The organism is Anaerophilus nitritigenes (assembly GCF_004138215.1).
In the GTDB taxonomy this organism is placed as follows: domain Bacteria; phylum Bacillota; class Clostridia; order Peptostreptococcales; family Thermotaleaceae; genus Anaerophilus; species Anaerophilus nitritogenes.
Map to the genome: position 1 here is coordinate 93,145 of NZ_RYYS01000020.1, position 24,342 is coordinate 117,486.

The window sequence follows — 24,342 nt, forward strand, 5'->3', positions numbered from 1 at the left end:
TAGCCCAGAACTATAGTTCTGGGCTTATTCCTTAGAATGTAAAGATCTAATAAATGAAGAAAAGGAGGATTTGATTTGGATTACTTAAAAAGCCATATAGATTTAAATGAGCTAGTGATAGATATGAGAAAGATTACAAAGAAATTTGGAGATTTTGTTGCAAATGATTGTATTGATTTAAAAGTTTATAAAGGAGAAGTACATGCTCTTTTAGGAGAAAATGGAGCTGGAAAATCTACACTTATGAATATATTGTATGGCTTATATACACCTACAAATGGAGAAATCTATATTAAAGGAAAAAAAGTAGATATTAAAAATCCTAATGTGGCCATTCACCATGGAATAGGAATGGTACATCAACATTTTATGCTCATAAAACCTTTTACTGTAGCAGAAAATATTATATTGGGAATAGAGCCTATTACTTCTTTTTATCAATTAAATATGAAAAAGGCTATTGAGGATGTAGAAGAGATTTCAAAAAAATATGGACTTTATGTAGATCCAAGGGCAAAGATAGAAGATATTTCCGTAAGTATGCAACAAAGAGTTGAAATTTTAAAAGCTTTATATAGGGGAGCAGAAATATTAATATTAGATGAACCTACAGCAGTACTTACCCCTCAAGAAATTAAAGAACTTATTCAAATTATGAGAAATTTAACAAAACAAGGAAAATCTATTCTTTTAATTACTCACAAATTAAAAGAAATAAAAGAAGCTGCTGATTTTTGTACCATTATCAGAAGAGGAAAGAAAATAGATATGGTAGAAGTATCTAAAATAGATGAAAATCAATTGGCAGCTATGATGGTAGGAAGAGAAGTAAATTTTAAAGTACACAAAGAAGAAAAAAGACCAGGAAAAGTTATACTACAAATTAAAGAGTTAACGGTAGAAGACAATAGAGGTATTTCTACTGTAAAGGATTTGAATTTAACAGTACAAGCAGGAGAAGTGCTAGGGATTGCTGGAGTAGATGGAAATGGACAGACAGAACTTATAGAGGCTATTACAGGGCTTCGAAAAGCAAAGTCAGGACAAATTTTAATCAAGGATTATGATATTACAAATAAAACCCCAAGAGAAGTTTTTGAATCTGGAATTTCAAATATTCCAGAAGATCGACAAAAACATGGGTTAGTTCTTGATTTTACAGTTTATGAAAATATGATATTAGAAAATTTTAGAAAAAAACCCTTTTCAAAGAAATTTAAATTGCAGAAAGAAAACATTATAAATTTTTCAAAAAAATTAATAGAAGAATTTGATATACGTCCAAAAGATGAGAATAATTTAGCACGTTCTTTATCTGGAGGAAATCAACAAAAGGTAATTATTGCAAGAGAAGTAACAAATGACCCAGAACTTTTGATTGCAGTTCAACCTACAAGAGGACTTGATGTGGGAGCTATAGAATTTGTGCATAAGTCTTTAGTGGATCAAAGAAATAAAAATAAAGCTGTACTTTTAGTTTCTTTTGAATTAGATGAAATTATGAGTGTTTCAGATAGGATTGCAGTAATTTATGAGGGGAAAATTGTAGGAATTGTAGATGCTAAAAAAACTACTGAGAATGAATTAGGACTTATGATGGCAGGAGGTGGCTATAAGTGAAGCAAAAGATCATAAACGAAACTTTTTTATTTACTATTTTAGCCATTGTTATGGGACTGTTAGTAGGAGCTGTTGTGATTTTTATTTCTGGATACAATCCTATTGAAGCGTATGGGCTTATGATCAAAGGAATTTTTTCAAAACCTAAGTATATAGCAAGAACTATTATTCGAGCGACTCCATTAATTCTAACAGGATTGTCCGTAGCTTTTGCTTTTCGAACAGGGCTTTTTAACATTGGAGCAGAAGGACAATTTATTATAGGAGCACTAACGGCAGCCTTATTAGGATATTTCATACAGCTACCCATGATTCTTCATGTTCCTATTGTATTTTTAGGATCTGTATTTATTGCTTCTTTATGGGGAGCTATGGCAGGTTATATGAAGGCAAAATTTGGGGTACATGAGGTAATTGCAACAATCATGCTAAACTGGATTGCCCTTTATACTTCAAATTATATAATATCTTTAGAAAAAGTAAAAATGCCTGGAAGTGAATCTTCTTACGACATTCAAGAAACAGCAAGAATGAGTATAGATTGGTTTAAAGGGATTGTAGGAGCCTCTACAAAAGTAAATTTTGGAATGGTCATTGCAGTGTTAGCTTCCATTTTAATTTATTATATATTATTTAAAACTACTTTAGGATATGAATTGAGGGCTGTAGGCTATAATAAGGATGCAGCAGAATATGGAGGAATTCATATAAAAAGAAATATTATTGTTTCTATGAGCATAGCGGGTGCCCTAGCAGGAGCTGCAGGAGCTGTTCATGTGATGGGAGTTTCTTATCGTGCATCCACATTAGCAGCTATGGAAGGATATGGATTTAATGGAATAGCTGTTTCTCTCATTGGTAATAATTCTCCTTTTGGAGTTGTTCTTTCATCATTTTTATTTGGAGGTATTACTTATGGGGGAGCAAATATGCAGCTTTTAGGAATACCTACAGAAGTGATTAATATTGTAATTGGATCGATTGTTTTCTTTGTAGCTGCGTATAGAATATTTCAGTGGATTACTATATTTTTCAATCATGAAAAACCTCAAAAGGAGGATCGATGATGCTTAAAGATATAGCTTTTATATTTGGAACGACTTTTATGTATGCTACCCCTTTACTTTATGGTGCTTTAGGAGGAGTTTTCTCAGAAAATAGTGGAGTTGTAAATATTGGAATTGAAGGTATGATGACAATTGGTGCATTTAGTGGAGCTGCATCTACCTTTATACTATTAGAATTATATGGAAATGCATTATGGGTACCTTGGGCAGGGTTTTTGATTGCAGGGTTAGCAGGTTGTTTTTTAGCACTATTACATGCAATTGCTTGTATTACTTTTCGTGCAGATCAAGTAGTATCAGGAATAGCTATAAATTTTTTAGGACCAGGCCTGGCTATGTTTTTAGGAGGAAGAATATTTGGTGGTTCAGGTACAACTCCTACTATTCCATTAGAAGCAAAATTAATAAGACCCTTTGATACCATATTAAAAGGAAAACCATTATTAGGGATGATGTTGAATCAATACATTTCAGTATATATTGTATTTTCTCTGGTAGGTATATCTTGGTATATCTTATATAAAACTAAGTTTGGAATTCGACTAAGAGCAGTAGGAGAACATCCTAAAGCTGCTGATACCTTGGGAATAAATGTATATCAAATGAGATATATTGCAGTGCTCATATCTGGATTTTTATCAGGACTTGGAGGAGCTTCTTTGAGTATGGCGATTATTGCTAACTTTAGACCTACTCTCGTATCAGGGCAGGGATTTATTGCATTAGCTGCTATGATCTTTGGAAAATGGAAGCCTCAGGGTGCTATGTGGGCATGTCTTTTATTTGGAGTTACAACAGCTTTGCAGATTTATTTAGGAAGTCCAGCAGTAGGACTTAAGATTTCTACTCATTTATTATCTATGATTCCATATATTATTACATTGATTGTATTGATGGGATTTGTAGGAAAATCTAGCGGACCTGCTGCAAATGGCATACCTTATGAAAAGGGAAAGAGATAAAATAGGCAAAATACAGCCTATTTTTTGTTATGATAGAATGTTAATATACAATTATTTGTTGAAACTTTATTTACAGTCTATTTAATGTTATAATGATATAAATCGGTGAAATGATTTACAAAGGAACGATATAAATTTGAACTAGGGAGTGGGTGAGGGTTTAAGATGAGACTAGGATTTCAATTAAATATTGAACAGGTACAAAAGTTGGTGATGACTCCTGAATTAAAGCAAGCTATTCAAATCTTACAGTTTAATCATCAAGAATTAAATGAATTTATTGATGAGCAAGTACTCACCAACCCTGTTCTAGAGATAGGTTTACCTAAAGATGTAGATATAAAAAAGAAAGAAGAGACAGTTGAAAAAATAGAAAAAGTAGAAAAAGAGGATATAGATTGGAAAGAATATATTAGAGAATATGATGATATAAGCTATAGACAATATAATTCTTATCAAGAAAAAGAAGACACATCCTTTGAACAATTTGTATCAGCAGATATTACTTTAACAGAGCATTTATTATTTCAATTACAGTTTGCTGTATTAAAAGAAAAATATAAAAGTATAGGAAGATATATTATTGAAAGTTTAGATGTAAATGGATATTTAAATACAAGCATTTCTGAGATCGCAGAGTGTTTTCATACAGATGAAAATATGATAGAAAATATTTTAACGGTGATCCAAACCTTTGAGCCCACTGGAATTGCTGCTCGCAATTTAAAAGAATGCTTATTGATTCAAGTAAGGCAAAAAGGAATAACAGATCCATGTATTATAAAAGTTATTTCAGAGCATTTAGATGATGTAGCTCAAAATAGATTATCTAACATTGCTAAGGTAGTAAATGTTTCTACAAAAAAAATACAGGAAATAACAGATTTTATAAAGACATTGGAACCAAAACCTGGAAGAGCGTTTGCTTCAGGAGAAGAAATAAAATATATTACTCCTGATGTGACTGTTGAAAAAATCGATGGAGAGTATTTGATTTGGGTTAATGACACAACAGCTCCTAGACTATCTATTAGTTCTTATTATAGAAAAATACTTTTATATGAAAGTAAAGATTCCAATACGTCAAAATTTTTAACAGGAAGATTAAACTCAGCTATGTGGTTGATTAAAAGTATAGAGCAAAGAAGACAAACGATTTATAATGTAGTAAAAGCGATTGTAGATTATCAGATGGACTTTTTTGAATACGGAAGAAAGCATTTAAAACCCCTTACCTTAAAACAAATAGCTGATGAAGTAGGAATTCATGAATCTACTGTAAGTAGAGCAGTCAATGGAAAGTATATGCAGTCTCCTATGGGAGTATTTGAAATAAAATTCTTTTTTACCAGTGGGGTTTCTAATGATATGGGAGAAGGAATTGCATCGGAAAGCATTAAGACTATGATTAAAGACTTAATTGAACAAGAAGATGTTAAAAAGCCTTTAAGTGATCAAGCTATATCTGATGTATTGCAAGTAAAGGGAATTCAGATTTCTAGAAGAACGGTTGCAAAATATAGAGATGAAATGAAGATATTATCTTCATCTAAAAGAAAAAGATTTTAAAATCACGTGAGGATCACGTCTAGGACAAACGCATGAAATAAATTTAATTTAAAATCTCCTTTCTAAATTATATTGACAAATTTACAAAACTTATATATAATCATATTCAATAAATTTTAAATAAAATATCAATTGAATACTCTTATCAAGAGAAGTGGAGGGAACGGGCCCATTGAAGCTTCAGCAACCAGCATTATGCCAGGTGCTAAATCCTGCAGAACGTTGTTCTGAAAGATGAGAAAAGGTGTATATTATGCTCATAGAGCGATATTAGGTAAAGACCTCTTCATCTTAGAAGAGGTTTTTTTGTTTATAAATTTATTTTATTATGAGGAGGAGTTTTTATGTACATAAAAGATATTTTTACAAAGAAAAAACCAGTTATTTCGTTTGAAATATTTCCACCAAAACCATCGGCTTCGATTCAAACCATCTATAATACGATTGATGCTTTGGCACCTTTACGACCTGATTATATTAGTGTGACCTATGGAGCAGGGGGAAGTACAAGTAAAAAAACTGTTGAAATTGCATCTATGATCAAAAATACATATGATATAGAAGCTTTGGCACATCTTACTGGGATTACATATAATAAAAAAGAAATTGATCATATATTAAAAGAATTAAATGAAAATAATATTGAAAATGTATTGGCTCTAAGAGGAGATTTGCCACAAGATCCTGAATTTAAATTATCAGAAGAATTAGATTTTAAATATGCTTCTCATTTGGTAAAACATATAAAGCTTAATCAAAAATTTTGTATAGGAGGAGCTTGTTATCCAGAAGGACATATGGATACAACAAAAGAAGAAGATTTGTCCAATCTATGTAAAAAAGTAGATGCTGGAGTGGATTTTCTTATTACTCAATTGTTTTTAGATAATCATTTTTTCTACGAATTTAAAGAAAAAACTATCAAAAGGAATATCAATATTCCTATACAAGCTGGGATTATGCCGGTGATTAATAAAAATCAGATTCGTCGTATTATATCTTTGTGTGGTGCATATATTCCTAAAAAGTTTTTAAAAATTATAGACAAATATGAAAACAATCCTGAAGCATTAAAGGATGCAGGAATTGCTTATGCTACAGATCAAATTATAGATTTATTATCTTCAGGAGTAGATGGCATACATATTTATACTATGAATAATCCGGAAGTAGCAAAAAGAATTGTATCAAACACTAGCTCTATTGTATACGCTCTCAATAAAAAGCATGCAGTGTAAGGGAGATGAACGAAATTGCATATTCATAAAGATGAAGTACTACGGTATTTAGGATATAGACATCAAAATATAGATGAAAATTTAGATAGGTTGATGGATACATGTATAGAGGAAACAAAACAATGTGTACAATGTAAATATGTAATAAAAGTTTTTGATATAGAAAAAGATGATAAACATATTGAACTATTAGGGAGTAGACTTATCTTTAGAGGAAAAGATATTATAAATCATCTACAGGATTCAAATACTTGTGCCATTATGGTTGTAACTCTTGGAAATCATATAGAAAATAAAATCAAATTATATGAAAAAACAAATTTAACAAAAGCTGTTATTTTAGATGCTTGTGCTACTACAGCTGTAGAGAGTCTTTGCGATGAGGTGCAAAAGGAAATAGAAAAGCAAGCAAATAGCAGAAATTTAGGAATTACCCATAGATATAGTCCAGGGTATGGAGACTTTTCTATAGATATACAGCCTATGATTTTAGATACTTTAGAAGCATATAAAAAAATTGGACTTACTTGTACGAAAGAAAAGATTTTAATTCCTAGAAAATCTGTAACAGCTATTATTGGCTTTAAAGACAATAATATTACCACAAAGTACTCAAGTTGTAAGGAATGTAGTAAATATAGAGATTGTACATTTAAAAGAGAGGAGAATTTTTGTGGGAATTAAAGATATATTAAAAACAAAAAGATTATTTTTTGACGGTGCTATGGGTACACAATTGCAAAAAAGAGGATTATGTGCAGGAGATATACCTGAAATTTATAATTTTACTCATCCAGAGATCATTACAGAAATTCACCAAAACTATATTCAAGCAGGTGCAGATATTATAACAACCAATACCTTTGGAGCTAATGAACTAAAGCTTGAAAAAACCACATATACAGTAGAGAATGTGATCACAAAAGCAGTAAATGTAGCAAAGGATTCTATAAAAGATATGAAAGATAAGTATATTGCATTAGATATAGGTCCTATTGGTCAATTACTGGAACCCATTGGAACACTAAGCTTTGATAGAGCATATGAGATTTTTAAAAGACAAGTAAAGGCAGGGGCTAAAGCAGGATGTGACTTAATTTTGATTGAAACCCTATCTGATATTTATGAAGCAAAGGCTGCTGTTCTTGCTGCAAAGGAAAATAGTGATTTACCTATATTTTGTACTATGACTTATGATGATACAGGAAGAACATTTACTGGAACAGATCCTCTCACAATGGTTATGGTCCTTGAAGGATTAGGGGTAGATGCTTTAGGAGTAAACTGCTCTTTTGGACCAAAAGAAATACTGCCTATTGTTGAAGAAATTATAAAATATGCATCTATTCCAATTATGGTACAGCCTAATGCAGGTCTTCCAAAAGTAGATAGGGGTAAAACTGTATATGATATTGATCCTTGTGAATTTGCTTTTTATGCAAAAAAAATTGCAGAAAACGGAGTAAATATTATAGGCGGATGTTGTGGTACGGATGAACTTTTTATCAAAGCTATGATAGAAGTAGTAAAGCCTGTTCCTTTTGTCATACCAAATAAAAAGCATATAACAGCAGCTTGTTCTGCCAATCAGACAGTTGTACTAGGAAATGAAGTGAAGATTATAGGGGAGAGAATAAATCCTACAGGAAATAAAAAGTTAAAAGAAGCATTAAGAAATTATCATATGGATTATATATTAAATGAAGCTATTCTTCAAATGGAAGCAGGTGCAGATGTATTAGATGTAAATGTGGGGCTTCCTGAAATTGATGAACAAAAAACAATGATTCATTTAATTAAAGAGATACAATCTATCATTCATATTCCTCTTCAAATAGATAGTACAAATAAGGAAGTCATAGAAGCTGCTGCTAGAATCTATAATGGAAAACCCATTATCAATTCAGTGAATGGAAAAGAGCAGGTCATGAAGGAAATATTTCCTATTGTCAAAAAATATGGAGCTTGTGTCATTGGTCTAACACTAGACGAAGAAGGAATTCCTAAAAAGGCAGAAGAAAGAGTAAAAATTGCACAAAAAATTATTCGTACCGCTCAAGATTATGGAATACCTAAAGAAAATATTATGATTGATTGTTTGGTGTTAACAGCTAGTGCACAACAATCTGAAGTTATGGAAACCATTAAAGCTGTAGGGATGGTCAAAGAAAAATACAATGTAAAGACTTCTTTAGGGGTAAGTAATGTATCTTTTGGATTACCAGATAGACAGTTACTCAATCAAACCTTTTTAGCTATGGGACTGACACAGGGGCTAGATGCACCTATTCTAAATCCTTTGGACCAAGGAATGATCAATACCATCCATGCATTTAAAGTACTTTCTAACCAAGATAAGGAGGCAAAAAAATATTTGCAAGAATACGAAAATAGAAAAGGTGAAAAAAGAATAATAGAAAAAGTTCATGTTCATGAAAAAGATTTAAAAGCTATTATTATTCAAGGATTAAAAGATGAGGCAACAAAAGAAGTTACAAAACTTTTAGAAACGATAGAGCCTTTAAAAATTGTAGATGAGTATTTAATTCCTGCATTAGATATGGTAGGAATTAAATTTGAAAAGGGAGATATATTTTTACCACAACTCATTCAATCGGCAGAAACGGTCAAAAATGCTTTTGGGGTGATTAAAGACAAGATGCTCCAAGATGGAGATTGTAAAATTTCAAAAGGAAAAATTATATTGGCTACAGTAAAAGGAGATATCCATGATATAGGGAAAAATATTGTAAAAACAATTCTTGAAAATTATGGATTTGAGGTGGTAGATTTAGGAAAAGACGTTCCGATTGAAACTATTGTAAATACGACAAAAGAACAAGGGGTAAGGCTTGTAGGATTAAGTGCCCTTATGACCACAACAGTAAAAAGTATGGAGGAGACAATTACAGCATTAAAAGAAAGTGGGATAGAGTGTAAGATATTTGTAGGAGGAGCTGTTCTTAACCAAGAATATGCAGATATGATTCAAGCAGATTATTATGCAAAGGATGCACAAGTAGCTGTTGAAATTGCTAAAACTGTATTAGGAAGTTCATCAATAGATATATAGTTTGAAAAATAAAAAATTTGAAAACATATTTTCATACAATAAAGAGATCAGAAGGTGGATTGAATTATAAAAGATTTTAAAAAATCAAAAGAATCAATAGAACTAGCAAATAGGATAGCTCAAGCAATGAATGAAAATCAGTACACGATTCACTATGGAATATAAAAAAATTGGTACTATAAAAGCTTTTATTTATTGTATAATATAATAAAGAAAAAAATAGAGAATAGAAAGATGTTGTGATAGGTTTTGAAAATAGAACGTATTGTTATCCTATTGTGATATGCAGGAGTCTATGAAAGATAAAACTATTTAGATGGTGGTATAAATAATCATGAGCAAAAATTTAAATATTCTTGTAATAGATGATAATGAGGAAATATGCGAAATTATAAATATACTTTTAACCAAGGAAGGTTTTTGTGTTTATACGGTTAATAATAGCACCATGGCTATGTCATTGGTAGATAAATCAATAGACCTTATAATTTTAGATATTATGATGCCAGATAAGTCAGGATTTGAACTATGTAAGGAAATTCGTGCAATAACAATGGCACCAATTATGTTTTTATCTGCTAGGTTTCAGGATGAGGATAAAACCTATGGACTTTCTTGTGGTGGGGATGATTATATAATAAAACCATTTTCTTCAAAAGAGCTTATAGCTCGTGTTAAAGCATTGTTAAGAAGGTATTTAATATATCAAGGAAATAACCAAAAACATAGAGAGAATGGAGTCGAAATAGGGGAGTTGTGGTTTGATGCTTCAAAGAAACAACTAACAAAGAAGGGGAAGGATATCAAACTTACAGACATTGAGTATAGGATATTTGAACTTTTTATGAAAAATAGACAAAGGGTTCTATCTGCAAAATATATATATGAGCAAATATGGAATGAAAAATATTTACCAATATCCAACAATACAGTTATGGTACATATAAAAAATCTTAGAAAAAAGATAGAAAATGACTGTGAAAATTTAAAATATATTACAACAGTATGGGGAAAGGGCTATAGAATTGATTAAATATAAGGACTCTATGAAATTAGCACATAAACTGATAATAGGAGTGATAATAGCCTTTTTTATATCTTCTTTTTTGTTTATGCTCTTTAGATTCATGGGAAATATGATACTTCATAACTATTGTAAAAGAACTGAGGTTATTTTAGACAATGAGCAAAAAGCAATAAGTGATATGCAAAGATACATATTTGATCATAAATTGGGGATAGAAGATGTCCAACATATTGATAGATGGATACAGCAAAGAGAGTTAATAATGGTATCGATATATAATAATGATACACTTATATATAGTTCTTATTTTAATAACAATGATGACAAATCTATTAAAAACGTTGTGCCATTAAAAAACTCTTATAAGCTATATTTTAAAGATGAAAAGGTTGATGTATTGATATTGTATTTATTTGAACATCACTATAGAGATTATGTAATGTATTTTGGTCTTTTGATATTTTTCTTATTGTTTACAGCTATAATGTTTTTTTTGATAAAGACAAAAGTCAATTATATAAATGAATTAGAAAAAGATATAAAAGTCCTTGAAACCGGAGCTTTAGAGTATGAAATTAGTATTAAAGGCAATGATGAATTATCAGCTTTAGCCAATAGTATTAATGAGATGCGAAAAGCCTTTATAATAAGAGAGGATTATTCAAAAAAGTTAAAGGAATCTACAAATGAGCTTATGGCATATATTTCACATGATTTAAGAACTCCTCTTACTACAATGATAGGATATTTAGAAATTTTAATAGAAGAGGATAATATTAAGAATACAGATGCAGAGAAGTATATAGAAAAATCTAAAGATAGAGCCTATCAGTTAAAGAAATTAATAGATAATCTATTTAAGTATTTCTTTGCATCTATTAAAACAGAGTCACAAATACAGCTAATAACATATTTTGGTACAACTGAGCTATATCCAATGATTGAAGAGAGTATATCAGTTTTAAAGGATGCAGGCTTTAGTGTATATAATAAAACTACTAATGATAATTATTATATACAGATGAATTTGGATCTTATTAGACGAATTTTTGATAATCTACTATCTAATTTTTTGAAATATGCTGATGTCAATGAGCCTATTGAAATAATAAACTATATTGAGAACCACCAAATGATATTTGAGTTTAGAAATAAAATTGCACAAAAAACAAGCATGTGTGAAAGTACAGGACTTGGCATAAAAACCTGCGAGGAAATAATGAAATCTCACAAAGGGACGTTTTACTACGAGGAGAGAAATGATAAATACATATCAAGGTTGATTTTTCCTATAATATAAAGAAACCACAGTATTGTGGTTTCTTTATTCATTTTTGTTTTAATTTGTTTATTAAAATGCAACCTACAACAATAAGTATTCCACCTAGAATAGCATATAAATCAGGGGTTTCATTAAAAAAGGCAAATCCCCAAAAGGCATTATAAACAATGCCGATATATCTTATGATTTCTACTACTACAGGGTTTTCATGAGTAAAGGCTTTAGTTAAGAATACTTGTGCTAATAAAGAAACAACACCTATACATATAAGGTAGAATAATTCTAGTGAGTTTGGTACTACAAAGCTATTCGACATAAGAGGAATAGAGGTTAAAGTTGCTGTTAACATAAAGTAAAAAATTATCTCGTAGGTGTGATGTTTTTCACTCAAAAAACGAATACACACACCTGCAGCACCTGAAAATACTGCTGACAAGATACCAAATATGGCAACAATAGAAAATGTAGAATAACTAAAGGGCTTTATAGTTAATATTGCACCTATAAATACTATGGGCAAAGCACCATACATTTTAGGAGGCAGTTTTTCTTTTAAGAATATACTAGAAAAAAGTAAAACAAATATAGGAGACATATTAACTAGCAGTATGGCATCAAGTAAAGGCATATTTGAAATAGTATAAAAGTAAGCTATCATGTAAAAGGCACCGCAGCAACCTCTAAGCATAAGAATAGGTATGCCAGCTTTGGAGAAAGATACACTATCTTTTTTCATAAGAATCAATATAAGTATTGTTCCTATTATGCTTCTAAAGAAAACAATTTCATTGGAGGATATGGATGAAGCAGTTGCTTTTACAAGTGCATTCATAATACTAAAAGTTAATGAAGATAACAAAGCATATATAATGCCGTTATTTTTAATATTTTGAACTATGATAATCCCCTCCTAGCTTATTAAAGTACTAGGTTTTATTGGGGTAATGGTTGTGTACCCTTTTTTACTTGTGGTTACGTCAACCTCTACTTTATAAGCTTTTTCTAATAAATGTGCATCTAATACATTTATAGGGTCTCCTTGCTTTGACGAATATCCTTCATTTAAAAGAATCATATAGTCACTATATCTAGCAGCAAGACCTAAATCGTGAATAACCACAATAGTAATAGCACCAGTGTCTTTAGTATATTTTTTTGCAATATCAAGAACTTGAAGTTGGTGGCGAAGGTCTAGAGCACTTGTAGGTTCGTCTAAAAGAAGAATTTTGGGAGATGAAACTAGTGCTTGAGCCATTATTACTAATTGTTTTTGACCACCGCTTAGACTTGAAAATGGAGTGTAACACAGATGTATAAGTTCAAGCTCCTCTAATATTTTTGTTACAGCATGAAGATGTATCTCTTCAACCTTCCACGATAAATCCTTAACTCTACCAAGAAGAACCATTTCAAAAACTGACAAATCTGTTGTGGTTACAGTCATTTGTGGAACATATGCAATCTCATGTGTTAAGATATTTGTTCCATCTGTGTTTTTTGCATGAATAGTACCTTTAAATTTAATTAGCTTAGCAATAGCTTTAATGAGAGTGGTTTTACCAGTACCATTAGGACCAATTATCGAAACAAGCTGACCACCATATAAGAGAGAGGAAACACTCTTTAAAACAGATTTGCTTTGATAACTTACAGAGATATCAGATAATTCCATTGAAATCATTATTTTGCCCTCCTTAAAATCATATAAATCAAAAATGGTACTCCAATTAGAGAGGTTACAATACCGATAGGAACAATAATACCAGGTATTACAAGCTTTGATATGATTGAGGCACAAGTCATAAGTAATATACCAAGCAAAGCAGACATTGGAGATAAATAACGTTGATCCTCACCAATCATCATTCTAGCAAAGTGAGGAGCTACAAGACCTATAAATCCAATAGTTCCAACAAAAGCGACAGCACCGGCTGTCATTAAAGCACTTATAATAAAAACATGAAGTCTTAATTTATTTGTATCTACTCCTAAGCTTTTAGCTCTCTCTTCTCCAGCGGATAAGGTAGTAAGCTTCCAAGCATATCTTGTAAGCAACAAAGAACATAATATAAAAATAGCACCACTTACATATACTCCAGTCCAAGTAGCCTTCAATAGACTTCCGAACATCCAATATACGATTTGGGCTGCAACTTCAGGAGTTGAGCGAAACTGTACCAGTGATAAAAGTGCTTGAAACAAGAAGTGAATTACTATACCAAATAAAACCATAGACTGTGCTTGCATTCCCTTTACCTTTCCTAAAAAATAGATAGCAAGGCTTGATAGTACTGTCATGAAGAAAGCAAGAAAAGGTGCATTAATCCAAGAATAATTTCCTCCAAAAGGGAAACCAGTTATAAAGGCAATTGCAGCTCCAAATCCAGCAGCAGAGGAAACACCAAGAGTATATGGACTTGCTAGCGGATTTGAAAGTATGGTTTGCATTTGTGTTCCTGATAAACCTAAGGAGGCTCCTACACATAAGCAAATAAGTGTCATAGGTAGTCTAACCTTCCATATTATAGTAGATTTAATAGTATCACCATTAGGACCATTAAATAGGGATGTGAAAACATCTGATATGGTAAAACCAGAAGAACCTACTGCAAGATCTATAAATAAAGCAAGTAAAATAGATATTATGGTTATTATAACTATAGTATTTCTCTTTTGATTTATTTTTTTATAAATATCTAGCCCATTTTTTATATTAGGGCTAGAGTTAGATATATGTTGCATAATGGCTCCTTTCTAAGACTTTTTCAAAAAAGCCCAATTATTATTTTTCGTATTTTGTCATGAAGCACCCAGTTGCTTTAATTGGAAGATAATTTTCATAGAATTTAAGAATGTTTTCTTCTGGATTTACATCCTTAAATAAATCAGGGTACATAGATTTTGCAATAAATTGCAAGTAAACATAGTCATAAATACTTCTAAGTCCTGCGTGGTCTACAGCATAGATATTATCATTTTTAATAGCGGATATTTTATTCCACCCTGGTCTTTTTGTATAGGGTTCAATACGATTATTTGTTTCTTTTGAATCAACACCATAACCTATTTTAACTCTATTTCCAGTATCATTTGACCATATCGATCCTGCTAGGAATATATATTCTGGGTCAGAGGATAAAATATATTCAGGGCTTAGAGGACCATAACTTTCTATTTTTCCAAAAGCAATATTGTTTCCACCTGCAGTTATTGCAAGACCACCCCACATATAATCTCCATAGCTGTTACCATATTCTTGCGCTCCTAGATTTCCAAGTTCTATGTATACTCTTCTTTTTTCATTATCATTAAGATGTGCTACACGATTTTTTACATCTTCTACAGCAGCTACATATTCATCAGAAAGCTCTTTTGCACGCTCAGTTTTACCAGTAATCATACCGATTATTTCAGTACTTAATACATGTCTATCAACTTTTTGAGCATTATAATCTACTACAACAATCTTTGTTCCTGCTTCCTCTAGCTTCTTCACATTTTCTCCAAGGGTTTCAAACTGAAAAGGAGCTAAGATTGCAACATCTGGAGCTAGGCTTATTGTTGTTTCCATACTGAAGGAACCTTTATATATAGAACCTGTATCGATTATATTTTTTAACTCAGGAACACTTGCTTCATAAGCTTTATACTGTGCATTAAAAAACTCTGACCACTCTGCTTTAGAAATACATACTACATTATCAACTCCACCATTTATAGCTATGAAACTTTCTGCATAAAAGCCTAAAAAAATTCTTTTAGCAGGTCCATCCAGCTCTACCTTTCTTCCTGAAAGATCAGTGAAGCTTATTTTGCTTTTTTCTGAAGTTGTAGCAGTACTAGAATTAGATTTACTTGCTGGACTGCAACCTGCGATACTAATTATCATTATCAATGACAAAATAGAAATCCAGATTGATTTTTTTGATTTAAACATTAATTAATACCTCCTAAAAATAAATTATTTTACAATAACATTGTTAGTGCTATCTAACTTTACTAAAATTATATAAACTTAGCAATATTATTTGCTTATTCTTCAGATTTCTTCATAATTAGCAAAGTATACTTTATATTGGTGAAGTTTGTAAAAGTTACATGAAAAACATCTCATAAAAAATTTTTATGAGATGTTTTTCAAATGATTTAGTGAACTGCAAACATGGATTTTGGCAGTGTTTGTCTAGTAATATTTGTTGTTCATTATCTTTATACTCCATTATGATGCTTTATCTTGAATCACTTGTTTATCTTTAGTCAATTTATCTGTTTCCCATGCCTGATAAGTGTTAAGTAGATTTAATGCTCTTTGAATTGTTTTATCATGTACTTTGGATCGGTTTTTAAGAATATTTGACATTTGCATTAATTGAATGTTTACATATTTAGGATTGTTAAGTTTATTGGAAATAGAATTTTTATCTTTTTTGTTTTTTGATGACAAAAGAGATTCTTTAAACATCAGTAGTACAAAACTATTTTTCTTTTGTTTTGGGATTTGCTTTGTCATTTCATATGTTTGAGTGAATAACTTTTCTAAATTTCGCTTTTTGTAACGAAAAAATGTAAAACCTCCTCCAATTGCTAAACCGACAATTGCTCCAACAGCAAATAAATGCGTAATGTCCATTAATATCACTCCTTTATAAAATATACTTTATCATTTTATCATAAATCATTTGTAAATACATCATCTATAAATGATATAATAATTTATCATGCTAGTTTTATAAGTATTAGATAAATAGATAAACCTTAGAAAAAATATATTTAAAAAACAAGGGAGTTCTATTTTTATTGTGATAGAATTAAAAATATCATAGATAAAAATTGTACTTATAATTGTACTTGCAAGGAAGGAGAAATTGAATTGGATATACTAAAAGTTAAGGGAAATACTTACTGCATTGATACTGGAATGATTTATATACCATTTTATAAAATGAATGATCAAGAAATTATTATGTTAGATACAGGGTTGGAAAAAGAAGACCGTCAGGGTATAGAAGAAGTTTTGGAAAAAAACAATTTTAAGGTTACAGCTATTTTAAACAGTAAACAATAGTTTATAAAATCTTATAAAAAGATTATAAAAATATAAACTATACTGCGTATGTAGAGAAATCTGCATAGGACACCACTTTAAAACCAGTAAATCCTAAAGCCTTACTACCACAATAAGAGATAGAATCAGAAACTCTTATGAAGGTGTGAAAACATAACAAGTGTAAGGATAGCATATGGTTAAATCCTAAGTGCTGATACAATGGAAATTTGGTCGCCAAGCCTAGAAATAGGAAGGTCAAACGACTATTCCGAGAGGAAGTAAAGCCCTAAGCGATTGAGGGAGGAAATGGGTGGCTCTTAACGGGTAATGCCGAAGATGAAGAAATAGTCTTTGCACGTTCTGAAAGGAAGTGGTCATTAGCGTGAGCGAAATGGCATCTATGAGGTAGCGTTCATAGATAAAAGAGTATAAACTTTATAAAAAATATAAATACTTTATAATTTTTATAGACTTCTTTCTGTAGTTATATTAATATAATTGTAGGAGGTGGTCTTGTGAGAAAATATTCGATTGGTCAATTTGCTAAAAAAATAAATAAGACACAACAAACTCTCCGAAATTGGGATAAAAGTGGAAAACTTAAACCTCAAATAGTTGATGAAAATACAGGATATAGATACTATACTGAAAAACAACTTAAAGAATTTTATGGAGAAGTGAGCAACAAAGAAAGAATAGTTATAGGATATTGTAGAGTTTTTAGTGCTAAACAAAAAGAAGCACTTGAAAGACAAATAGAAAATGTAAAAACTTATTTAATCTCAAAAGGATATCAGTTTAAAATAATATCCGATATTGGAAGTGGGATAAATTATGACAAAAAAGGCTTAAACCAACTAATTCAAATGATTCTACAAGATGAAGTTTCTAAGGTTGTTGTGCTATATAAAGATAGACTTGTTAGATTTGGATTTGAACTTATAGAAAATATATGTGAATTTAAATCAATAGATATAGAAGTTATAGATAGCACAGAAAAATCAGAAGAACAAGAAGTTGTAGAAGATTTGATACAAATAATCACAGTTTTTAGTTGCAGACTTCAAGGTAAAAGAGCAAAGAAAACTAAAGATATGATTAAGGAGTTGGCGAATGATGATTAAAGCTATTAAAGTTAGACTATATCCTACTAAAAAACAAGAAGAATTGATGTTTAAAAGTGCAGGTGTGGCTAGATTTTCTTATAATTGGGGACTTTATTATCTTAATAACTGTTATAAAGATAATAAAAAATCTTTATCAATAGGTGAATTAAGAAAAGTTTTCACTAAATTAAGAAATAGTAATGAATTTCCTTGGCTAAAAGAAGTATCAGCAGAAATACCACAACAAGCACTTAAAGATTTAGGAGAAGCTTTTAGTAAATTCTTCAACAAAGAAGCTGATTATCCTAAGTTTAAGAAAAAGGGAAAATGTGAAGTTTCATTCTTTCATTTAAATAACAAATTCAAAGTTGAAAATAAACATATCAGCCTTGAAAAAATAGGCTATGTAAAAATGAAAGATGAAGACAGACTTCCTGTTGGTAACTATAAAAAAGATAAAATTAAAGTCTTAAATCCGAGAATAAAGCATAACGGAAAGTTTTGGTATCTATCATTAGGATTAGAATTTGATGATATGGAGAAACAAAAACTTACTAATGAAAGTATTGGAGTGGATTTAGGAATCAAGGATTTAGCAATAGTTAGCAACATAAATAAACCTTTTAAAAACATTAATAAATCTAAAGAAGTTAAAAGATTAAATAAGAAACTTAAAAGACTACAAAGAAAAGTTTCAAGAAAATATGATAAGTTGAAATCTGAAAAAGCCTTCCAAAAAGGTGAAAGACTTACTAAAACCCAAAATATCATAAAACTTGAAAAAGAGATAAAACTTGTTCATAAAAGAATTGCAGATATACGCTTAAATCATATACATCAAACTACTAATGCGATAGTGAAAACCAAACCGTCAAGAATAGTAGTTGAGGATTTAAATGTAAAAGGAATGATGAAGAACAAACATCTATCTAAGGCAATTGGGGAACAAGGTTTTAATAAATTCCTAACTATTCTTAAATACAAGTGTGAGTGGAGAGATATAGAATTTATAAAAGCAGATAAATTCTTTCCAAGTAGTAAAATGTGTTCTTGTTGTGGAACTATCAAGAAAGATTTAAAACTTAAAGATAGGACTTATAAGTGTCCTAATGAAAAATGCAATCTTGTGCTTGATAGGGACAAAAATGCAAGTATTAATTTAGCAAATTATAAATTAGTAGTTTAATCACTAAAAAGATACTACTAATATGTAGACATTGACGAGGTCGAATTTAAGCCTTTCGAGTGTTACATCAAACCAAAGTAGCTAATGCAAAATGGGACACGATGAAGAAGGAAATAAATCTATAAAAATTATAAAGTATTTATAAAAAAATTATAGAGTTTATACGTCAGTCATGCTCATATAGATCATATTGGGAATAATGCATATTTTAAAAATAAATATAATTCTATCGTTGCTATGTCTGTTTATGAAGCTCTTATTTGTAGTTCAGAGGTTAATCTTAAGCTTTTTTATGGAAATTATACCCTAGAATCTATAAAGAGATATTATGGGCATATGGTTTGTAAAACAGACATTACAATAGAGGATAGTCAAGATGAAATATTATTATGTGGTGTTCATTTTAAAATTATGCATACACCAGGGCATAGTCCTGCTCATATATGTATTATAACCCCTGATGATGTTGCTTATATAGGAGATGCTCTTATAAGCTATGAAGTAATGGAGAGGGCAAAAATGCCATATGCATATATATTAAGTGAGGACATAAAGAGTAAGAGAAAACTTTATAACCTAAATTGTAGCAAATATATAGTTGCCCATAAAGGAATATATAACAATATTACAAAATTAATAGATGATAACATAAATTGTTATGAAAGTAGAGCAATGAGAATATATGAAGCAATAGACGGATCTATGAAGATGGATGACATTTTGAAAAGTGTCATTAAAAGGTTTAATATTCATGTAAATAATATATATAGATATTATTCTATAGAAAGAAAGCTAAAATCTTATGTGGAATATTTATATGAAATTAAAAAGCTTAAGTTAATTATGGAAAATGGATTTCTTAAATATACAAAATAAGATCTAAGGTTGCTTATATATTTATAATCTAATAAAAATAATTTTACAAATTTTATTGACAAAATAACAAAATAATCATATAATTATTTTCAACATCATAAACTTAAATCGATGAATAAGAGTAGTAAGTATATTGAAGGATTGTAGAGAGTCGGTGTTGGTGAAAATCCGATATTTGTAGATATACTGAATGGACTTATGAGTTGGAGCTGAAAAGTTTAGTAGGCAACACGGGTATCTCCCGTTATAGAGATAAGATATCGGAACAATTCCCGTATCTGAGAAAGTGGGTTATTTATTTTGATAACCAATTGAGGTGGCACCACGTATATAGCGTCCTCTATGTGTTTGTATAAACATGTAGAGGATTTTTTAATTTCCGGAAATGATTATTTTTAAACGCTATATTCATACTTAATTATAATGACAATAGTATGTATGGTCTTTTTATGAACTATTTCTAACTGGTATTTTTAGAATATTCAATCAATAGGAGGTTTTTTATATGATTAAAAACAATAATGGTTATTTTGGAGAATTTGGAGGAAGCTATGTTCCTAAAATATTAAAAGAAGTTTTAAAGGATGTAGAACAAAACTTTTATCACTTCATTAATGATTCTACATTTATGGAAGAATTAGCTTATTATCACAAGCAATATATTGGTAGAGAAAATCCTCTTTATTTTGCTGAGAGATTATCCAAAAAAATAGGTGGAGCCAAAATTTATCTTAAAAGAGAAGATTTAAATCATACAGGTGCTCATAAAATTAATAATGCTATTGGACAAGCTCTTTTGGCAAAAAAAATGGGAAAGAAAAGAATTATTGCTGAAACAGGAGCTGGACAGCATGGCGTTGCTACTGCGACCGTTTGTGCTTTATTTGGAATGGATTGTACTGTTTATATGGGAGAAATTGATATCAAAAGACAATCTCTAAATGTGTTTAGAATGGAGCTTCTAGGAGCCAAAGTTGTTCCTGTAACAAAAGGATCAGCTACATTAAAAGATGCTGTAGATGCTGCTTTAGAAGATTTTGTTGAAAATGCTAGTGATACCTTTTACTTGTTAGGATCGGCAGTTGGTCCTCATCCTTACCCTACTATGGTAAGGGAATTTCAAAGTATTATTGGAAAAGAAGCAAGAAAACAAATACTGGATATGGAGGGAAAGCTTCCTAATTATGTTGTTGCAGCTGTAGGTGGTGGTAGTAATTCTATAGGTCTTTTTTATCCATTTGTAGAAGATAAAGATGTAAAAATAATTGGAGTAGAGCCAGCTGGTAAGGGCCTTGATACACCTGATCATGCAGCATCCATCATAAAGGGAAGTGTAGGAATTATCCACGGTTTTAAATGCTATACACTTCAAGATGAAAAGGGAGAGCCTCTTCCAGTTCATTCTATAGCAGCAGGACTTGATTATCCTGGAGTAGGTCCTGAACATAGTTATTATCATTCTATTGGAAGGGCTAATTATGTAGGAATTACAGATGATGAAGCTTTAGATGCATTCTTTGAACTGTCTAAAACAGAAGGTATTATCCCTGCTATTGAAAGTGCACATGCTGTTGCTTATGGGATGAAGCTTGCAAAAGATTTAGATAAAGATAAAATTATTATTATTAGTCTTTCGGGCAGAGGAGATAAAGATGTAGCACAGATCAAGGAAATAATGCAATAATATATTTACAACAGGGTGATTTATAATCACCCTGTTGTAAAATAGTGAGTTGTATAATAATATTTAAATAACGTATGATAAATTAAGGTATTCTTAAGGTAATAAAATGATTTCTAGTATAGGGTAATTAGTTATTGAAAAGGGTGAAAAAATAATGGCTAAAGGTCTTTGAATTACTAATGTGGGTATAGAAAAAATAAATTATATTAAGAGGAGAATCAGTGCATGGTTTGTTATAGGGACATATCATTTAATGAGGTTTCAAAGATTAAAGAGGTATGGGAGAGAAATAGAAAATTCCATGAAGAGATATCAAAAATTTTCAGTAATCTGTATTCAGATATTGTATTTCTACCTTTGAAGGAAATCATGGACAGCCACAAACTCTTCATGTTATAGAAGAAGCTAGAGGAAGAGGAATAGGCAAAGAGCTTATGAATCGCAGTATAGAATGGCTAAAAAGTAATGAATGTGAAGTTATTATCCTTACAGTTTCTTGTGAAAACAAATATGCTATTGAGTTTTATCAAGCTATGGGTTTTAGACCAAATACGATGGAAATGAGACTACAGTAAGATGCCTACATGTATTCGTAGGTATCTTTTTTATTAAATAGGAAAGTTCTACTTTTATATTTAATAAAAAACTTGCTACTAGAGATTTATAGCAAGACAAAAAGATCTAACGTAAAAGTGCTAGATTATTTTTTTGTATTCGTAATGTATGCCCCTAATACCTGTATAAGATATTGGAGTCATAGTACCATCACAAACCTGACAATAAGGTTGTGGTGGAATTGATGGATTAAACCCGTTTAAAATATTATCTTCTTATAGTTGTTCAACAATGAAACGAGGAACCCATAGGGAATAGTTACATTTTTATTTCCACATAAACAACAAAGAGGATCAACACCAAAAGAGGTTGCGAAGTTCAGAAGGAATAGTAAAAACAAGATGACGATGTCTACAATTAATAAGCTTAAAAGAAATATTCTTAGCACGTTCAGAAACATAAGCAGCACCACAAGTATTGCAAAAGCGACTTTTACAGCGAAAAGACACATACTTAAATTGATTACAGTGATCACAAAAATAAAGAGCATGACCAAAAGCGGGGTCACCACAATGAATAACCTTTTCAACATTTTTAGGTATAGCAGGCCGTAAATCATATCCTAGAGAAAGGAAGCTATCCCAATGGTCAGATAAAATTTGTTTAATAGTAAAAGATTTATTAGTCATAAACAATCACCAATATATTTATATCAAAATAAAGAAAACTACTCAAGAAAAAACAGCAATCTAAAAGAAAAAAGTCAGCCATTAGGTGACTGACTTTTAACGTGGCGCTAGCCACTTTTTTTATATTGGTAGAAAATTTTAATAAATGTGTATTATTTATAATTTATGGAAAAAATAGACTGTAAGAGAGGTGGTGCTTTAAAATTTATGTATTAATCATAATATTTATAATCCCTTTATTATTTATTCCTATAGTTTTTGAAGGTAAGGTTTTAAAGAATCATGAAAATGACAAAATTATATTAAATTTTAAAACGTTTTTTGGACTACTTAGATACAATACAGAAATTCCTTTTTTGGATTTTGATATAAAAAAAAATACAAAACCTTTTTTAAAAATTAAAAAAGAAACCAATAAAAATATAGGAGAGTCACAAGAAGAAAAATCAATTTTTACTATGGAAGAGATGAAAAAAATTTATAAACAAATAAAGTATTTTAATCGTTTATATAATCATGTGATTAAATATTTGAATAAAAAGATTGTAATAGATGATTTTTTCTTAGAAATTAAATTTGGAATAGGAGATGCAGCAGTAACTGGAATGGTAGCAGGATTTTTGTGGATGATAGAAGGACAAATTTTTACATTAATAAAAGAAAATATGAATTGTAAAGAAATGAACATAAAAGTATGTCCTAATTTTAATCAACAAATTTTTAAAATGAATCTTGATTGTATAATAAGTATTAAAATAGGCTATATTATTATTGCAGCCCTAAAGATTTTTTATACATTTTTGATAAAAAGGCGGTGAAAAAATGAGTAGTCATCCTATAGAAGCATTAATGAAAACTACAATGGAAAGTTTAAAAGACATGGTAGATGTAAATACCATTGTAGGAGATCCAGTAGAGTCTCCAGATGGTACAGTAATTATTCCTATATCTAAGGTATCTTTTGGCTTTGCTTCTGGAGGTGGAGAATATACGAAAAACAATTCTTCACAAGTAAGTAATACAAATGAAGAAGAGGATAAAAAATTACCTTTTGCTGGAGGAACTGGAGCGGGAGTTTCTGTTCAACCAGTGGCATTTATGGTAGTAGGAAATGGAGAAATGAAATTACTACCAGTGGATCAAAATGCAAATATGGTAGATAATGTAATTAATTTTATTCCTAAATTATTAGATAAAGTTCAAGGAATGTCTAGTAAAAAAAATAAAAGTAAGATACAAAAAAATATACAAGAAGAGGATACAGAAGAATAAGGAGTGAACATTTCAACTCCTTATTTTTATATAAATGAATGTTTTTTAAAAGATGTGAAAATAATATAGATAGGCAAGAAAACAAATGG

The 24,342-nt window shown here is 30.3% G+C and carries 22 protein-coding genes, 1 pseudogene, 1 riboswitch and 1 other annotated feature; of the genes and pseudogenes, 17 read left to right on the forward strand and 6 right to left on the reverse strand.

Going from position 1 to position 24,342, the window contains the following annotated elements; all coding sequences use genetic code 11:
- Window positions 1-123: 123 nt before the first annotated feature.
- From EK368_RS02675 to EK368_RS02715, 9 genes are all read left to right on the forward strand, one after another.
- Window positions 124-1,620, forward strand: coding sequence for an ABC transporter ATP-binding protein (locus tag EK368_RS02675; RefSeq protein WP_129596229.1), 1,497 nt, complete (start codon window positions 124-126; stop codon window positions 1,618-1,620).
- Window positions 1,617-2,687 carry an ABC transporter permease gene (locus EK368_RS02680; RefSeq protein ID WP_129596193.1) on the forward strand — a complete coding sequence of 357 codons (1,071 nt, stop codon included), beginning with the start codon at window positions 1,617-1,619 and terminating at the stop codon, window positions 2,685-2,687. The genes EK368_RS02675 and EK368_RS02680 overlap by 4 nt, the downstream gene beginning before the upstream one ends.
- Window positions 2,687-3,649 carry an ABC transporter permease gene (locus tag EK368_RS02685; protein WP_129596194.1) on the forward strand — a complete coding sequence of 321 codons (963 nt, stop codon included), beginning with the start codon at window positions 2,687-2,689 and terminating at the stop codon, window positions 3,647-3,649. Before EK368_RS02680 ends, EK368_RS02685 begins: the two co-directional genes overlap by 1 nt.
- A gap of 165 nt (window positions 3,650-3,814) precedes the next feature.
- Window positions 3,815-5,218 carry an RNA polymerase factor sigma-54 gene (gene rpoN, locus EK368_RS02690; RefSeq protein ID WP_129596195.1) on the forward strand — a complete coding sequence of 468 codons (1,404 nt, stop codon included), beginning with the start codon at window positions 3,815-3,817 and terminating at the stop codon, window positions 5,216-5,218.
- A 139-nt stretch (window positions 5,219-5,357) separates the two neighbouring features.
- A riboswitch (SAM riboswitch) is annotated at window positions 5,358-5,459 on the forward strand.
- A 103-nt stretch (window positions 5,460-5,562) separates the two neighbouring features.
- Entirely contained in the window at window positions 5,563-6,456 is an 894-nt protein-coding gene (gene metF, locus EK368_RS02695; RefSeq protein ID WP_129596196.1) for a methylenetetrahydrofolate reductase [NAD(P)H], read from the forward strand.
- A 15-nt stretch (window positions 6,457-6,471) separates the two neighbouring features.
- Window positions 6,472-7,140: a vitamin B12 dependent-methionine synthase activation domain-containing protein gene (locus tag EK368_RS02700; RefSeq protein ID WP_243109341.1), complete on the forward strand. Its 669-nt coding sequence runs from the start codon at window positions 6,472-6,474 to the stop codon at window positions 7,138-7,140.
- Window positions 7,130-9,529, forward strand: coding sequence for a homocysteine S-methyltransferase family protein (locus EK368_RS02705; RefSeq protein ID WP_129596197.1), 2,400 nt, complete (start codon window positions 7,130-7,132; stop codon window positions 9,527-9,529). Before EK368_RS02700 ends, EK368_RS02705 begins: the two co-directional genes overlap by 11 nt.
- Before the next feature lie 334 nt (window positions 9,530-9,863).
- Entirely contained in the window at window positions 9,864-10,562 is a 699-nt protein-coding gene (locus EK368_RS02710) for a response regulator transcription factor (protein ID WP_129596198.1), read from the forward strand.
- On the forward strand, window positions 10,555-11,856 hold the full coding sequence (locus EK368_RS02715; protein ID WP_129596199.1) for a HAMP domain-containing sensor histidine kinase: 1,302 nt from the start codon (window positions 10,555-10,557) through the stop codon (window positions 11,854-11,856). Before EK368_RS02710 ends, EK368_RS02715 begins: the two co-directional genes overlap by 8 nt.
- 28 nt (window positions 11,857-11,884) lie before the next feature.
- Here the strand turns inward: EK368_RS02715 and EK368_RS02720 are convergent, their stop codons facing one another.
- From EK368_RS02720 to EK368_RS02740, 5 genes are all read right to left on the reverse strand, one after another.
- Window positions 11,885-12,742, reverse strand: coding sequence for a DMT family transporter (locus EK368_RS02720; RefSeq protein ID WP_341472766.1), 858 nt, complete (start codon window positions 12,740-12,742; stop codon window positions 11,885-11,887).
- 6 nt (window positions 12,743-12,748) lie between these two features.
- Window positions 12,749-13,519, reverse strand: a complete 771-nt coding sequence (locus EK368_RS02725; RefSeq protein ID WP_129596201.1) for an ABC transporter ATP-binding protein — start codon at window positions 13,517-13,519, stop codon at window positions 12,749-12,751.
- Entirely contained in the window at window positions 13,519-14,580 is a 1,062-nt protein-coding gene (locus EK368_RS02730) for a FecCD family ABC transporter permease (protein ID WP_129596202.1), read from the reverse strand. Before EK368_RS02730 ends, EK368_RS02725 begins: the two co-directional genes overlap by 1 nt.
- A gap of 40 nt (window positions 14,581-14,620) precedes the next feature.
- Complete coding sequence (locus EK368_RS02735; protein ID WP_202976410.1) at window positions 14,621-15,775, reverse strand: ABC transporter substrate-binding protein; 1,155 nt, start codon at window positions 15,773-15,775, stop codon at window positions 14,621-14,623.
- Window positions 15,776-16,057: 282 nt separating this feature from the next.
- Window positions 16,058-16,468, reverse strand: a complete 411-nt coding sequence (locus EK368_RS02740) for an MGR2/ROMO1 family protein (RefSeq protein ID WP_129596203.1) — start codon at window positions 16,466-16,468, stop codon at window positions 16,058-16,060.
- Between the two features lie 240 nt (window positions 16,469-16,708).
- On the opposite strand from EK368_RS02740, the gene EK368_RS02745 reads away from it, so the two are divergent.
- The 6 genes and pseudogenes from EK368_RS02745 (at window position 16,709) to EK368_RS02775 (ending at window position 22,312) form a co-directional block, all read left to right on the forward strand.
- Window positions 16,709-16,903, forward strand: a complete 195-nt coding sequence (locus EK368_RS02745; RefSeq protein WP_243109343.1) for an MBL fold metallo-hydrolase — start codon at window positions 16,709-16,711, stop codon at window positions 16,901-16,903.
- Between the two features lie 497 nt (window positions 16,904-17,400).
- Window positions 17,401-18,009 carry an IS607 family transposase gene (locus tag EK368_RS02755; protein ID WP_129596204.1) on the forward strand — a complete coding sequence of 203 codons (609 nt, stop codon included), beginning with the start codon at window positions 17,401-17,403 and terminating at the stop codon, window positions 18,007-18,009.
- The gene (locus EK368_RS02760) at window positions 18,002-19,177 is read left to right on the forward strand and encodes an RNA-guided endonuclease InsQ/TnpB family protein (protein ID WP_129596233.1); all 1,176 of its coding nucleotides are present in this window, start codon (window positions 18,002-18,004) and stop codon (window positions 19,175-19,177) included. Before EK368_RS02755 ends, EK368_RS02760 begins: the two co-directional genes overlap by 8 nt.
- 177 nt (window positions 19,178-19,354) lie before the next feature.
- A pseudogene (locus EK368_RS02765) lies at window positions 19,355-20,053 on the forward strand (MBL fold metallo-hydrolase); the annotation flags it as partial.
- Window positions 20,054-20,155: 102 nt separating this feature from the next.
- Window positions 20,156-20,397 (forward strand) — a binding site (T-box leader).
- A gap of 161 nt (window positions 20,398-20,558) precedes the next feature.
- Window positions 20,559-21,737 carry a tryptophan synthase subunit beta gene (gene trpB / locus EK368_RS02770; RefSeq protein WP_129596206.1) on the forward strand — a complete coding sequence of 393 codons (1,179 nt, stop codon included), beginning with the start codon at window positions 20,559-20,561 and terminating at the stop codon, window positions 21,735-21,737.
- Between the two features lie 347 nt (window positions 21,738-22,084).
- On the forward strand, window positions 22,085-22,312 hold the full coding sequence (locus EK368_RS02775) for a GNAT family N-acetyltransferase (RefSeq protein ID WP_129596207.1): 228 nt from the start codon (window positions 22,085-22,087) through the stop codon (window positions 22,310-22,312).
- 333 nt (window positions 22,313-22,645) lie between these two features.
- Here EK368_RS02775 and EK368_RS02780 read toward each other — a convergent pair whose 3' ends face one another.
- Window positions 22,646-22,981: a transposase zinc-binding domain-containing protein gene (locus tag EK368_RS02780; protein ID WP_129596208.1), complete on the reverse strand. Its 336-nt coding sequence runs from the start codon at window positions 22,979-22,981 to the stop codon at window positions 22,646-22,648.
- Between the two features lie 356 nt (window positions 22,982-23,337).
- Here EK368_RS02780 and EK368_RS02785 point away from each other — a divergent pair, with 356 nt between their 5' ends.
- Window positions 23,338-23,799: a DUF2953 domain-containing protein gene (locus EK368_RS02785; RefSeq protein WP_129596209.1), complete on the forward strand. Its 462-nt coding sequence runs from the start codon at window positions 23,338-23,340 to the stop codon at window positions 23,797-23,799.
- 4 nt (window positions 23,800-23,803) lie between these two features.
- Window positions 23,804-24,253: a GerW family sporulation protein gene (gene ytfJ / locus EK368_RS02790; protein WP_129596210.1), complete on the forward strand. Its 450-nt coding sequence runs from the start codon at window positions 23,804-23,806 to the stop codon at window positions 24,251-24,253.
- The last annotated feature ends 89 nt before the right edge of the window (window positions 24,254-24,342 follow it).

Bases quoted from the DNA above. Each gene is read 5' to 3' on its own strand.
- EK368_RS02675 (WP_129596229.1), top strand. From the start codon at position 124: ATGAGAAAGATTACAAAGAAATTTGGAGATTTTGTTGCAAATGATTGT.
- EK368_RS02685 (WP_129596194.1), top strand. From the start codon at position 2,687: ATGCTTAAAGATATAGCTTTTATATTTGGAACGACTTTTATGTATGCT.
- rpoN (WP_129596195.1), top strand. From the start codon at position 3,815: ATGAGACTAGGATTTCAATTAAATATTGAACAGGTACAAAAGTTGGTG.
- metF (WP_129596196.1), top strand. From the start codon at position 5,563: ATGTACATAAAAGATATTTTTACAAAGAAAAAACCAGTTATTTCGTTT.
- EK368_RS02710 (WP_129596198.1), top strand. From the start codon at position 9,864: ATGAGCAAAAATTTAAATATTCTTGTAATAGATGATAATGAGGAAATA.
- EK368_RS02725 (WP_129596201.1), bottom strand. From the start codon at position 13,519: ATGATTTCAATGGAATTATCTGATATCTCTGTAAGTTATCAAAGCAAA.
- EK368_RS02730 (WP_129596202.1), bottom strand. From the start codon at position 14,580: ATGCAACATATATCTAACTCTAGCCCTAATATAAAAAATGGGCTAGAT.
- EK368_RS02735 (WP_202976410.1), bottom strand. From the start codon at position 15,775: ATGTTTAAATCAAAAAAATCAATCTGGATTTCTATTTTGTCATTGATA.
- EK368_RS02740 (WP_129596203.1), bottom strand. From the start codon at position 16,468: ATGGACATTACGCATTTATTTGCTGTTGGAGCAATTGTCGGTTTAGCA.
- EK368_RS02760 (WP_129596233.1), top strand. From the start codon at position 18,002: ATGATTAAAGCTATTAAAGTTAGACTATATCCTACTAAAAAACAAGAA.
- trpB (WP_129596206.1), top strand. From the start codon at position 20,559: ATGATTAAAAACAATAATGGTTATTTTGGAGAATTTGGAGGAAGCTAT.
- EK368_RS02780 (WP_129596208.1), bottom strand. From the start codon at position 22,981: ATGACTAATAAATCTTTTACTATTAAACAAATTTTATCTGACCATTGG.
- ytfJ (WP_129596210.1), top strand. From the start codon at position 23,804: ATGAGTAGTCATCCTATAGAAGCATTAATGAAAACTACAATGGAAAGT.